The following is a 12,827-nucleotide window of genomic DNA, read 5'->3' on the forward strand; positions in this document are numbered from 1 at the left end:
TCGCGCCCGCCCATGTCCTCCCCGTCCGCCGTCCTCCGCCTCCCCTGGCGCCTGTTGCCGTGCGTCCTCGTGCTGGCCGCCTGCGGCCCCACCATGGACATTCCGGACGACGCCGTGGCCTGCGCGAATGTCCGCTGCACCGCGGGCGAGTGCTTCTCCAACGGCGGCCAGCCCATGTGCCGGTGTGGCGCCTGGGAGCAGGCCGCCGGGCTGTCGTGCGCGGTGGGCTACTTCACGGCGGCGGATGACCATGGCGGCTCGCCCGGGGATGCCACCGTGCTGTCCATGCCGATGGCCGTCGCGGGGCAGGGCCACATCGACCAGGCCGAGCGCGAGGGCCTGGTGGACCGCGACCTCTTCGCCTTCACCGCCGAGTCGCGCCACGTGTACGCCTTCACCTGCCACCGCAGGACGCTGCGCGACTGCCAGCTGCGGCTGTTGGACGGCACCGGCCGCGAGGTGGACACCGTCACCCAGAACGCGCTGGACGGCCCCGGCCGGGTGTTGTTCGCCACGCTGGAGGCGGGCACCTGGTACGTGGAGGTGTCCAGCGAGAGGGGCGTGGGCACGTACACGTACCAGCTCCAGGACCTGGGCCGGGACGACCATGGCGACGACCGGGTGCGCGCCACGGCGCTCACCGCCTCGCGGCGGCGCGAGCCCTTCGTCATCACGCACACCGGCCCGGGTGACGAGGACGTCTTCACCTTCGCCACCGAGCCGGAGCATGGCTACCGCTTCACCTGCGAGGTGCCGGACCCCCGGTCCGTGGACAGCCGGGAGCTGGAGCTGACCCTGCGGTGGTCCACCGACACCGTGGTGCGGACCGTCGCCGGGTTCGAGGGCCCGTCCCTCGGCGTCAGCGGAGTCGCCGGGTGGGAGGGAAGCGCGTCCGTGACGGTGCGGCTGAAGCGCGCCAACCAGCTGCGGCTGGAGTCCACCTGCTGGCTCGAGGACCTGGGCCGCGACGACCACGCGGACTCGTTCCTCCTCGCCACCGAGGTGACGCCCGGCGTCCCCGTGCCCGTCACCCTGCACTCGGACGGGGACACGGACGTCCTCGTCTTCACCGCGCGGGCGGGGCACATCTACTCGCTGGCCCCCGAGCAGCGGGGCTCGCTGAATCTCCTGGTGACGGACGTCCTCGGGTTCCAGGTGGCCAGCCAGGTCACCTCCCAGCTCTTATTCGAGCCGGCGCGCGACGCGACGTACTACCTCCATGTCCGCCAGGGGGTGCCCTGGCTCTACCGCTTCCTGCTGCTGCTGGAGGACCAGGGCACCGACGACCACGGGGACGCGCGGGAGTCGGCCACGTCCTTCGAGCCCGGCACGCCCGTCACCGGCCGGGCCGAGACGCCGGGGGACGTGGACGCCTTCACCTTCCTTCCCGAGGCGAATGGCATCTATCTCGTCACCTGCGAGCCCGATTGCCTCCTGTCCTACTATCACCCGGAGGGGCTGCGCTTCGAGACGCTGGGCCCCGGCCGGCAGGTGCTCGACGTGTCGGGGGCGCAGCCCACCACCGTGTTCGTCCGTCCCGGGGGCGTCTCGGCCTACACGCTGCGGGTGGAGCGCGTCGCCACGGACGACTACGGCGACAGCCGCTTCGATGCCATCCCGCTCACGCTGCCCGCCACCGTGTCCGGTTGGGTGCAGACGCGCGTGGACGTGGATGCCTTCCTCGTGTGGCTGGACGGGGGGCGCACGTACTGGCTGGACCTGGACCTGGGCCCGCTCCAGCTGACGCTGACGGCGCCGGATGGGAGCACCCTCCCGCGCTGGGACAGCGGGTTCGTCGTCCCCGCGTCGGGCACCTATCTCGTGCAGGTCCACGGCGCCACGGGGGACGAGGTGCTCCCGTGGCGCTTCGGCCTCCAGGCGCGGTGAGCGGAGGCGGTCACTCCGGCGGGCTCTGCGGGGTCGTGGACGGGCCGCGTGTGCGCTGGGGAACAGCCGGCGAGGGCTTCCGGCGGCGGTGCGTTGGCGATGGGGGAGGGCGTTCATAGCTCCCAGGCGCGCCGTCAACCCGAGGTCCGCCCGTGCTCCGTCCATGGCTCCACGCGGGGGCAGGTCCCCTGGCCGCCGTTGTCCTCCTCGTCCTCGCGGGCTGCGGCCCGTCCTTCGTCGCGGAGCCGGACGCGTCCGTCGCGTGCGAGGGGGTGCGCTGCACCGCGGGCACCTGCGTCGCCAACGGGGGGCAGCCCATGTGCCGCTGCGGCGCCTGGGAGGCCGCCGCCGGGCTGCTGTGCCAGGTCTCCAGCTTCACGGTGCCGGACGACCACGCGGGCTCTCCCGATGACGCCACCCCCTTGACGGTCATGAGCGAGCCGGCCGAGGGCCGCATCAGCGCCAGCACGCGCGGCCAGTTCGACCGGGACCTCTTCTCCTTCCATCCCGAGCCCGGCCACTCCTACGTCTTCCTCTGCCAGCCCCTGTCGCTGCCCCGCTGCCAGCCGCGCCTGCTGGACGGCTCGGGCCGCCAGCTGACGGGCCTCTTCCTCGACCCCGAGCGCACCGCCTGGTCCTTCAAGCCCCGGGGTGAAGGGCCCTGGTACATCGAGGTGTCCGGCGCCGGAGACTCGGGCACGTACGCGTACCAGCTCGTGGACCTGGGCGCCGACGACCACGAGGACTCCCGGGACCAGGCCGCCGTCATGGAGCCGTCCGACGCGAACTTCACGGTGACGAGCGACTTCCTCGGGGATGACGACGTCATCCGGTTCCAGGCGAAGGCGGGGCACGCGTACCGCATGGGCTGTGAGCTGCCCTCGACGCAGGTGGGCGTCGCGCTGCGGCTGCTGGACGCGTCGGGCCGGGTGGTGGACACCGGCGAGGCGCTGGGCACCCGGCGCATGCCCGAGGTGGAGCTGCAGGCCCCTGCCGCGGGCACCTGGTTCATGCAGGTGAGCCCCACGTTCGGCCCCATGCCCATCTCCGTCACCTGCTGGCTGAAGGACCTGGGCGCGGACGACCACGGCGACGTCCTGGCCACCGCCACGCGGCTGACGCCCGGAGAGCGCGCCCCTGTGCGGCTGCAGACGCGCAAGGACGTGGACGTGCTCCGCTTCACCGCCGAGGCCGGCCACACCTACGTGCTGCGGCAGAGTCCGCACGTCATCGCGTCCATCCAGCTCCACGACGCCCGGGACACGCAGCTGCGCTCGGCCAATCCCCAGTGGTACCTCCTCGAGTCGGCCATCGCGGGCGACTACTTCCTCAAGGTGAGGCCTCCCGCCATTGGCGCGCTGGAGCCGCCCTTCGAGCTCTGGGTGGAGGACCTGGGGCCGGACGACCATGGGGACACGCAGGCCACGGCCACCCGCCTGTCCCCGGGAGTCCCGGTGGAGGCGCGGCCCCATGGGAACTCGGACTCGGACACGTTCGCCATCGACGTGGAGGAGCAGGGGGTCTACACGGTGCGCTGCGAGCCCGCCTGCCAGGCGCGAATCGAAGGGCCGTACCAGGGCCGGTACATGTCCCGGCAGGAGCTGCGCGAAGTCCTGCTGGACGTCTCCGGCTCCGGGACGCTCTACCTCTCCCTGATGCCCTCGCGCGCCCTGGACCCCTTCACCGTGACGGTGACCCGCACGCGCTCCGATGGCCACCCGGACAGCGTCACCGCCGACACCCCGGTGAGAGCACCTCCGCTTCATGTCACGGGGGACTTCGAGGCGGAGGGTGACCGGGACGCCCTGGCCGTCACGCTGGAGGCGGGCGCGTGGTACCTGGTGGCGCCGAGCGACAACGCGCAGGTGTCCATCCTGAATCCGTATGGCTCGGCGAGCTGGTTCCCCTCGCAAGGCATCTACGTCGCGCCCGTGACGGGGCGCTACTCGGTGGTGCTCACACATCGGCTCTCCTGGAGGACCGATTGGAGTCTGATGCTCGAGCGGCGCTGAGGGCCCGGGCCGCTTGACTCGGGCGGGCGGGGCGGTGGGCAATGCGTCCCATGCGACGCACACTCCTCCTCGCCTCCCTGATGCTGTCCGCCTCCGCCTCCGCGGCCGAGGCACCCAGGTCCTACGTCCTCAAGGCCGCGCGCCTCTTCGACGCGAAGGCGGGCCGGCTCGTCACGCCCGGCGTGGTGGTGGTGCGGGACGGCAAGGTCACCGCGGTGGGGCCGGGCGCCAGCACGCCGGCCGGGGCACGCGTGGTGGAGCTGGGGGACGCCACGCTCCTGCCGGGCTTCATGGACGCGCACACGCACCTCACCGGCGAGCCCGGGCACGACTACCGCCAGGACCTCCTCGACGAATTGCAGCGCACCGTCCCCGAGCGCACGCTGGAGGCGCTGCCCATGGTGCGCGCCACGCTGATGGCGGGCTTCACCACCGTGCGCAACCTGGGCGCGGAGGACTTCATCGACGTGGGGCTGCGCAACTCCATCCGCCGCGGCACGGTGGTGGGGCCGCGCATCCTCACCGCCACCGCGGGCCTGGGCAGCACCGGCGGGCACTGCGACGGGGGCAACTCCTTCCGCAAGGGCCTCTTCGTGGAGGAGGCCTCGCGCGGCGTGGCGAACGGGCCGGACGCGCTGCGCGCCAAGGTGCGGGAGAACCTCAAGTACGGCGCGGACCTCATCAAGGTGTGCGCCACCGGCGGCGTGCTGAGCCTCAACTCGGACGTGGACTCGCCGCAGCTCACCCAGGCGGAGCTGGACGCCATCGTCGACGAGGCGCACGCCCGCAGGCGCAAGGTGGCCGCCCACGCGCACGGCGCGGAAGGGGCGAAGCGCGCCGTCCTCGCGGGCGTGGACTCCATCGAGCACGGCTCGCTCTTGAATGACGAGGTGCTGGATTTGATGAAGAAGAAGGGCACCTGGTACGTGCCCACCGCCATGGCCTTCCAGGGCGTGCGGGAGCGGGCGGACAAGGGGCAGATGCCGGAGGAGAACATCCGCAAGGTGCGCGCGGTGGACGAGGCGCGGCGGCAGGCCCTGCGCAAGGCGATTGCCAGGGGCGTGCGCATCGCCTTCGGCACGGACGCGGGCGTCTTCGTGCACGGGCGCAACGCGGGCGAGTTCGCGCTGATGGTGGAGGCGGGCATGGCCCCGGCCGAGGCCCTGCGCACGGCGACGGTGCACGCGGCGGAGCTCCTGGGCGTGTCCTCCACGCTGGGCACGCTGGAGCCGGGGAAGCTGGCGGACGTGGTGGCCGTGCCGGGCAACCCGCTCGAGGACATCCGCAAGACGGAGGCCGTCTTCTTCGTCATGAAGGAAGGCGTCATCCACCGGCACGACGCCGAGCCGGCCCCGTCCAGCGCGGCCCGCTGAGGCATGACTCCGGGCCGGCGCTGGAACAGACCCTCCAGCGCCGGGGCGGGCGCGGCGCGCGCTACTTCGTCTGCCAGCGCTGCGTCGCGCGGCCGTTGCACTTGCGCGCCACCAGCTTCGTCTGGTTGCCCTGCTTCTCGCTGTCCAGGCACATGGGGACGTTGTCCGGCGTGGGCAGGATGCTCTGAATCTGCCCGTCCCGCACCACCCACCGCTGGTTCGGCCCGTTGTGGCACTGCCACAGCAGCACGCGCGCGGTGCCCTGCGTCTTGCCACCCTCGATGTCCAGGCACAGCGCCCCGTTCATCACGCTGAACTGACCGCCGGTGTAGTCGAGCTTCTGGTTCACTCCCGAGTGGCACTTCCACAGGATGGGCTGCACGCCGTTGCTGAAGTCCCCATTGGGGATGTCCAGGCACTGGTCCACGCCCGCCATCCGGATGCCCGTCGGCTTCGCGTCCACCTCCGCGGCGCCCAGCAACGCCATGACACACGCCGCCGCCGCCACGCTGTTGCGAATGAATCCCTTCATCGTGATTCCCCCTCGAGGTGTTGGATTGGGATGCACTCCGTTCGGAGCGAGAGGGAATGTTTGCGTATTCTTTAAAATTACAAAATGGTTCAAAGACAACCCTGGTCGGGTCGCTGAATACACCGTGGCGGGCGCCGCATGGCGTCTGGCGTCAAATACGGTGCGCCGAGGGATGTATCACCGCCGGTGTGGCGGCGGGCCTCAGCGCGGCTTCGCGTCCTTGTAGCGCAGCCGCTTCATGGCCTCGAAGCGCGCCCTGTCGCGGGGCGGCGTGGTGGCCACCAACCCGTCGAGCATGCGCTTCGAGCTCTGGAAGATTTCCTCGACGGCGATGTCGAACGCGTCGGTGTTCTGCTTCGACGGCTTGCGGGTGCCGGCAATCTTGCGGACGAACTGCAGCGCCGCCGCGCGGATGTCCTCATCGGTGGCGGGCGGCGAGAAGTTGAACAGGGGCTTGATGTTCCGGCACATGGCACGAGGTTAGGATGAATGGGCCCATGACTCCATCCACGCTCCGGACCTGTCTCGTCACGCGCCGCGAGGAACTGGAAGCCATCCTCCAGCTCCAGGCCGCCAACCTGAAAGGCCATGTCTCCCCCGAGCAGGCCGCGCGCGAGGGCTTCGTCACCGTGGCCCACACGCTGGACGTGCTGGAGCGCATGCACGCGCTCGCGCCGAGCGTCATCGCGAAGGAGGGCGAGCGGCTCGCGGGGTATGCGCTGGTGATGCCCGTGGAGACGCGCGCCTTCGTCCCCATCCTGGAGCCCATGTTCCAGCTCCTGGAGACGCTGAGCTGGCGCGGGCGCCCGCTGCGCGAGTCCCGCTACTACGTCATGGGACAGATATGCGTGGCCGAGGCGTACCGGGGGCAGGGCGTCTTCGACGCGCTCTACCGCGAGCACCGCGCGAGCTACGGGGACCGCTTCGACTGCACGGTGACGGAGGTGGCCACGCGCAACACGCGCTCGATGCGGGCCCACGCCCGCGCCGGCTTCGAGGTGCTGAAGACATATCGGGACGCCACCGACGAGTGGGCCGTCATCGCGCTGGGCCTGCGGTAGCCTCAGGGGAATGGGCGGCGCTGTCCGGCGTTCCACGGGCCCGGAAGAAGCGGGGGCTCCCTCGCCTGACTGGGTGGTAGGGTCCGGCGCGCTTTCCGTTCTTCCTTCACGACAGAGGGTTCCACCCATGACGCACCGTCGACTCATGTCCCGCCTGAGCATCCCGACCGTGGCCGCGCTCGTCCTGCTGGCCGCCGCGCCCGCGCTGGCGCAGAAGTCCATTCCGCCCGAGAAGACTCCCGCCAGCCCGCTGCAGATGGCGGCGAAGAAGCTGAACGACACCACGTACGTGAAGGTGACGTACAGCTCGCCCCGCATCCAGGACCCGAAGACGGGCGAGAAGCGCGCCATCTTCGGCAAGCTGGTGCCCTATGGCGAGGTGTGGCGCCTGGGCGCCAATGCCGCCACCGAGCTGACCGCCACCGCGGACATCGAGCTCGCGGGCAAGCGGCTCCCGGCGGGCACCTACTCGCTCTTCACCATTCCCCAGGCGGACAAGTGGACCCTCATCGTCAGCAAGGACGTGGGCCAGTGGGGCGCCTACAAGTACAACAAGGACAATGACGTCCTGCGCGTGGACGTGCCGGCGAAGAAGAGCGCGGACACCTACGAGGCCCTCACCATCGCCTTCGACGACAAGGGCACCGCGCTGAACTTCTCGTGGGAGAACACGCAGGTCTCCGTGCCCGTGCGTCCCGCTTCCGGGGCCGCGGCCACGCCCGCGCCCGCGCCCGCGAAGAAGGGCTGACCGGGGGCGTCACCCGGCCGGGAACAGCTTCGCCTTCCAGATGCGCACGGGCAGCACCTCGCCCGCGCGCACCTCCCGGGGCGGGCCCACCACGCGCAGCAGCGTGCCGCCCACAGGGAAGCGGTACTCCGCCGCGTGTCCGAGGAACAGCCGCGCGGAGAGGGGCAGCAGGGTGCCCTCTCCGCCCAGCTCCAGGTCCTCCGGGCGCACCACCAGCGTGCAGGGACCGTCCGGCCCCAGCGTGCCCGGTGGCAGCGGGAAGCTCGCGTCTCCCTGGGCGGTGTGGAACGCGCCGTCGCGCACCCGGCCCGGGAGGACATTCGCTCCTCCGACGAAGCCCGCGACGAAGGGCGTGGCGGGCTCGCGGTAGAGCCGCTCGGGCGCGTCCACCTGCTCGATGACGCCGCGGTTCATCACCGCGATGCGGTCCGACAGCGCCAGCGCCTCGCCCTGGTCGTGGGTGACGAAGACCATGGTGGTGCCCAGCCTCGCGCGCAGGGTGGCGATTTCCGCGCGCAGTTCCTCGCGCAGCGCCGCGTCCAGGTTGGACAGCGGCTCGTCCAGCAGCAGCACCCGGGGGCCGGCCACCAGCGCCCGCGCGAGCGCCACGCGCTGGAGCTGCCCGCCGGACAGCTCGTGCGGCCTCCGCGTCGCGAGCGCCTCCAGCCGCACCCACCGCAGCGCCTCCTTCACGCGCGACGCCACCTCCGCCTTCGGCAGGCGCCGCAGCGTCAGCGGGTAGGCCACGTTCTGCTCCACGGAGCGGTGGGGCCAGACGGCGTAGCTCTGGAACACCATGCCCAGCCCGCGCCGCTCGGGCGGCATGCGCACGCCGGGCCCGGCCACCGTCTCCCCGCCAATGCGGATGACGCCCGAGTCCGGGTGCTCCAACCCCGCGAGCATCCGCAGCGTCGTCGTCTTCCCGCAGCCGGACGGGCCCAGCAGGGAGACCAGCTCCCCCTCGCGCACGTCCAGGCTGAGGCCCCGGACGACGGGCGTGGCACCATACGACTTGAAGACGTCCGTCAACGTGAGGGCCGCCATCACCGCGCCTCCGCCCCGGGCGGGCATCCCCACGTGAGTGCCTGCGCCATCACCGTGCCTCCACGCCGCGCCGGCCCACCAGCGCGAGCACCGCCTGTCCCACCACCACCAGCGCGACGAAGGCGCAGGCCAGCACCGCCGCCGCCGCCGGGTCCGCGTAGCTCTGCAGCTCGAACAGCAGCGTGCCCAGCACCTCCGAGCCCGCCGGCACCAACAGTACGGACATCGTTATCTCCGTCGCGCACGCGAGGAACGCCAGCACGAAGGCCACCGTGAGCGCCGGGCGCAGCAGCGGCAGCGGCGCGTCCACGAACGCGCGCACCGGCCCCGCGCCGCTCACCCGCGCGGCCTCCGCGAGCGACGGGTCGATTTGCGCCAGCGCCTCCGCGCTGTTGCGCGCCCCGAGCGCCAGGTACTTCGCCGCGTACGCGATGAGCAGCAGCCACGGCGTGTGCGCCAGCGCGAGCACGAAGGCCACGCGCTCCAGCAGGATGAAGCGCAGGTCTCGCGAGAAGGCCAGCAGCAGCGCCAGCGCCACCACCGTGCCCGGGACGGCGTAGGGCCATACCGCCAGCGCCTCCACTCCCGCGCCGAGCCGCCGGAAGCCTCGCTGGAGCACCGCCGCCGCGAGCCCCAGCAGGCACACCAGCCCTCCCGCGCCCGCGGCCAGCAGCAGGCTGCGCCCCGTGGCCCGCAGCGTGCGCGGCTCCAGCAGCACGCCGGACCAGTGCGCCAGCGTCAGCTCCCGCCACGCCAGCTCCGCGCCGAAGCTGCGCTGCAGGGACGTGAGGAGGATGGCCCCCAGCGGCAGCAGCACCAGCACCCCGCAGACGACGCCCACCACCGCCAGGGCGGGCCCTCGAGCGCGGCCCAGCGGGAAGGGCCGCGAGGCCATGCCCTTGCCCGCGCTCAGGCGCACGCGCCCGGAGCTCCCCAGCGCCCACGTCGCCACGAGCGCCAACGGCGTGAGCAGCAGGAGCGCGGTGGCCAGCGCCGCCGCCCGCGCCAGCCCCACGTCCCCGCCCAGCAGCACCAACTCATAGATGCGCGTGGTGAGCACCCGCGTGGGCGGCGACGCCGAGATGCCCAGCAGGTACGGCACGCCGAAGGACGAGGCGGCCATGAGGAACACCATCACCGTGCCGGACAGCAGCGACGGCAGCGCGAGCGGCAGCGTCGTCGTCAGCAGCGCGCGCACGGGCGAGGCACCACACACGCGCGCCGCCTCCTCCAGCGCCGGGTCCACCCGCCGGAGCGCGGCGGCCCCCGCCAGCAGCACCAGCGGCAGTCCCGACAGCCCCTCGACGAAGGCGATGCCCGCGGGGCCGTAGATGTCGAAGGCGCCCTCGCCCAGCAGCCGGTTGAGGTAGCCCGCGCGAGGGCTCGCGAGCGACAGCCATCCCATGCCCCAGATGAACGCCGGAATCGCGGAGGGCAGGGTGAAGAGCACCGTGAAGGCGCCGCGCAGCGGCAGGTCCGTGCGGAACAGCAGCAGCGACAGCGGCGTGCCGAGCACCAGCGCGAGCACCGCCGCCCCCGCGGAGATGCCCAGCGTGTTCCCCAGCGCCCCGGTCTCCGAAGCCAGCCAGGACAGCCCCGCTTCGCCGTGCGCGCCCGTGCCCCGCAGCAGCAGCACCGCGACGGGCACGATGGCGAAGAAGAGCAGCGGCGCCAGCCACGCGCCCAGGCCGAGCCACCGCGCCCACGCCGCCCTCATCGCGCGAACGCCCGGGTGAAGGCTTCCTTGATGGCTCCGCCGCGCGTGAGCCCCAATTCCACCATCGCGGGCGTCCAGGGCTGGGAGCGCTCCAGCAACTTCTCCACCCCGGGCTCCCCCCGAGGCCCGCCGAGCCGTGGGTCCACCGCGTGCATGTCTCCCTTCTCGACGATGAGGCGCTGGCCCTCGGGGGACAGGAGCACGTCCAGCACGGCCTTCGCGGCCACCGGGTTGGGCGTCGTCGCGAACAGCGCCACCGGGCCTGGGATGACGACGGCGCCATCCGTGGGCCACACGATGCGCAAGGGGCTGCCGCGCGCCCGGGCGGCCAGGGCGTTCTCCAGCAGCAGCACGCCCGCGTCCGCCTCGCCGCTCTCCACCTTCTGCAGCACCGCCGCGTTGCCCCCCGCGACGATGGCGCCGCGCTCGCGCAGGCCGGTGAAGTACGCGTCGCCATACCGTGCCTGGCAGAACACCGCCCACGTGAAGGCCGTGCCCGAGGTGAGAGGGTCGCCAATGGCCACGCGCCCCTTCCACCGGCCATCCACCAGCTCGGCGAAGGAGGACGGCGGAGGCGTGGTGCCCTCGCGATGCACGAGCACCATGGTGGACAGACGGATGGCCGCGTAGCGCGCGTCCAGGTCCACCAGCGAGCGGGGAACCCGGAGCACGTACGGAGAGGCATAGGGCGCGAAGGCCCGTTCCCGTGCGAGCCGCTCGTAGAGGAACGGGTCCGACGTCGCGAGCAGGTCCGCGCGGACCGCCCCCGCGGCGCGCTCGGCCTCCAGCCGGCTGGCCACCTTCTCGCTGCCGGCCTGATACCAGTGGACCTGCACGCCCGGGAGCTTCTCCTTCAGCAGCGGCTCCAACGCGTCCAGCACGTGCCGGTACATGGACGTGTAGACCCACACGTCCCCGGAGGGCGCGCCCTCGCTGGAGGCCGCGGGCCCGGACGAGGGCGCGGCGGACTCGATGCGGCACGCGACGAGCAGGACGAGCGCGGCGGCGAGGCCGGCCCCCCGGAGCAGGGCTGGGAATGCCATTCCTGGCGGATTATGCGGAACGGGAGCGGAAAGTCACCGTCCGTGCTTGACGCACCTGTATTGCAATTGTTTCGGCGACGGCAAGAAAGCCTCCAGGGCGCAAGCATTCACGGCGGGAAGCCCGCGTCGCCTGGAGGGGCTTCGGTCGCGTCCTAGACTCGGCGGTGGTGGTCCGCGCCGCGCGAGCGGGGACCCCTGTCGGCGGAAGCCGGCATCACCGGGAGGAGTCCCATGCAAGCGAAGCGCTCCGCTGTGAGGAAGTCGTGGCTTCACCTGTGCGTTGCCGCTGGCGCCGTGCTCGCCATCGGCTGTGGCTCGGGTATCGACCTGGAAGAGGGTGAGGCACCGGCGGAGACCCCGACGGTACGCGCGCAGTCGGAGGAGTGCCCGGGAAGCCAGGGCTACTGCGAGGCGGCCTCGGGCAGTGTCTTCTGCGGTCCCGGTCGCCCCAGGGCCAGCGCGTTCCAGACGTCGGACGGAGGCTGGTGCATCCACTGGACGGCCTGCGGCATGGACAGGCCCATCTGCGACCCGAGCAACACCGAGAACTGAGCGCGGCGCGCGGTAACGGCCCTCCAGCGGGAGGTGGAGGGCCACTCTCTTCGGAGCGCAGGGCGCCCCAGTGGTGCACGTACCGTCAGGTCGTGAGCGGCACTCGGGGACCTTCTTCACTATCGGGGGCCACGCAACGGAGCCCTCGAATCGACGAGGCGCGATTCGGGGTGCACTGCGGATGAGGCCGTCCGCCGGAGCTGCGCGGGAAGTCGCACGCGGCGTGGTCGTGTGGGGGAGAGGTCCGCACGCATGAACGTGCGGCGTTGACGCCCGACTCCCCAGGTGCGGCGCCCCGTCCATCCCTGTCAGACCCCGGCGGTATACCGGGCTCTGTGGAAGGAACGCTCCTTCCACGGGGTGGGCTTTCAGGAGGGCGGGGATGGAGAGGGGCATGTGGATTCTGGAGCAGCACCACGCTCACGTCATGCGCGTGGCGGCGGAGCTCCTGTCGCAGCGCGGCTACGACAACGTGCGGGCGGAAGACCTGGCCCGGGCCGCGAGCGTGTCGGTGGGGACGCTGTACCGCCGCTACGGTGACAAGCACCGCTTTGCCCTCGCGGTGCGGGACTTCGCCGAGCAGGACCTCTGCGACGTCGCGCGCTCCACCTTCGAGGGGTGCTACCGGAGGTCGAAGCTGGACTTCCGCGAGGCCTTCCTCGCCTTCTGGGGAGAGCTGGTCTGGTGGGCGGCGGCGCAGCCGGGGCTCTTCGGCTTCGCCTTCCTGCACTGGCACCCGCGGGCCCTGGAGGAGCGCTCACCCGGCGAGGCGGCGCGGGAGATGGTGCGAGAGGTCCTCCGACAGGGGGAGCGGGAGGGCGTGCTGGCGCCGGGAGCTGCCCGGGCGGGCGAGGGGCT

General features: G+C 72.1%; 11 protein-coding genes and 1 pseudogene. 7 read left to right on the top strand and 5 right to left on the bottom strand.

From position 1 onward, the window contains the following. Window positions 1-12 precede the first annotated feature (12 nt). From HG543_RS02895 to HG543_RS02905, 3 genes are all read left to right on the top strand, one after another. A complete protein-coding gene (locus HG543_RS02895) occupies window positions 13-1,887 on the top strand; it encodes a hypothetical protein (RefSeq protein WP_169343094.1) in 1,875 nt (624 codons plus the stop codon). A 152-nt stretch (window positions 1,888-2,039) separates the two neighbouring features. Beyond that, window positions 2,040-3,899, top strand: a complete 1,860-nt coding sequence (locus HG543_RS02900; protein WP_169343095.1) for a hypothetical protein — start codon at window positions 2,040-2,042, stop codon at window positions 3,897-3,899. A gap of 50 nt (window positions 3,900-3,949) precedes the next feature. After that, entirely contained in the window at window positions 3,950-5,272 is a 1,323-nt protein-coding gene (locus HG543_RS02905) for a metal-dependent hydrolase family protein (RefSeq protein WP_169343096.1), read from the top strand. 61 nt (window positions 5,273-5,333) lie between these two features. Here HG543_RS02905 and HG543_RS02910 read toward each other — a convergent pair whose 3' ends face one another. Then, complete coding sequence (locus HG543_RS02910) at window positions 5,334-5,804, bottom strand: ricin-type beta-trefoil lectin domain protein (RefSeq protein ID WP_169343097.1); 471 nt, start codon at window positions 5,802-5,804, stop codon at window positions 5,334-5,336. Between the two features lie 201 nt (window positions 5,805-6,005). Then, entirely contained in the window at window positions 6,006-6,275 is a 270-nt protein-coding gene (locus HG543_RS02915; RefSeq protein ID WP_169343098.1) for a DUF2277 domain-containing protein, read from the bottom strand. Between the two features lie 26 nt (window positions 6,276-6,301). Between HG543_RS02915 and HG543_RS02920 the strand changes: the two genes are divergently transcribed. Both HG543_RS02920 and HG543_RS02925 read left to right on the top strand, forming a co-directional pair. Then, complete coding sequence (locus HG543_RS02920; RefSeq protein WP_169343099.1) at window positions 6,302-6,865, top strand: GNAT family N-acetyltransferase; 564 nt, start codon at window positions 6,302-6,304, stop codon at window positions 6,863-6,865. A 127-nt stretch (window positions 6,866-6,992) separates the two neighbouring features. Next, window positions 6,993-7,613, top strand: a complete 621-nt coding sequence (locus tag HG543_RS02925; RefSeq protein WP_211193691.1) for a DUF2911 domain-containing protein — start codon at window positions 6,993-6,995, stop codon at window positions 7,611-7,613. Between the two features lie 9 nt (window positions 7,614-7,622). Here the strand turns inward: HG543_RS02925 and HG543_RS02930 are convergent, their stop codons facing one another. From HG543_RS02930 to HG543_RS02940, 3 genes are read right to left on the bottom strand one after another with little or no spacing between them, the layout of a single operon-like run. After that, entirely contained in the window at window positions 7,623-8,657 is a 1,035-nt protein-coding gene (locus HG543_RS02930; RefSeq protein WP_169343100.1) for an ABC transporter ATP-binding protein, read from the bottom strand. Between the two features lie 49 nt (window positions 8,658-8,706). Next, window positions 8,707-10,374, bottom strand: coding sequence for an ABC transporter permease (locus HG543_RS02935; protein ID WP_169343101.1), 1,668 nt, complete (start codon window positions 10,372-10,374; stop codon window positions 8,707-8,709). Then, complete coding sequence (locus HG543_RS02940) at window positions 10,371-11,417, bottom strand: ABC transporter substrate-binding protein (protein WP_169343102.1); 1,047 nt, start codon at window positions 11,415-11,417, stop codon at window positions 10,371-10,373. Before HG543_RS02940 ends, HG543_RS02935 begins: the two co-directional genes overlap by 4 nt. 231 nt (window positions 11,418-11,648) lie before the next feature. On the opposite strand from HG543_RS02940, the gene HG543_RS02945 reads away from it, so the two are divergent. After that, window positions 11,649-11,969 carry a hypothetical protein gene (locus HG543_RS02945; protein WP_169343103.1) on the top strand — a complete coding sequence of 107 codons (321 nt, stop codon included), beginning with the start codon at window positions 11,649-11,651 and terminating at the stop codon, window positions 11,967-11,969. Window positions 11,970-12,396: 427 nt separating this feature from the next. Further along, a pseudogene (locus HG543_RS56960) lies at window positions 12,397-12,519 on the top strand (helix-turn-helix domain-containing protein); the annotation flags it as partial. Window positions 12,520-12,827 lie beyond the last annotated feature (308 nt).

The organism is Pyxidicoccus fallax, from assembly GCF_012933655.1.
GTDB classification, from domain to species: domain Bacteria; phylum Myxococcota; class Myxococcia; order Myxococcales; family Myxococcaceae; genus Myxococcus; species Myxococcus fallax.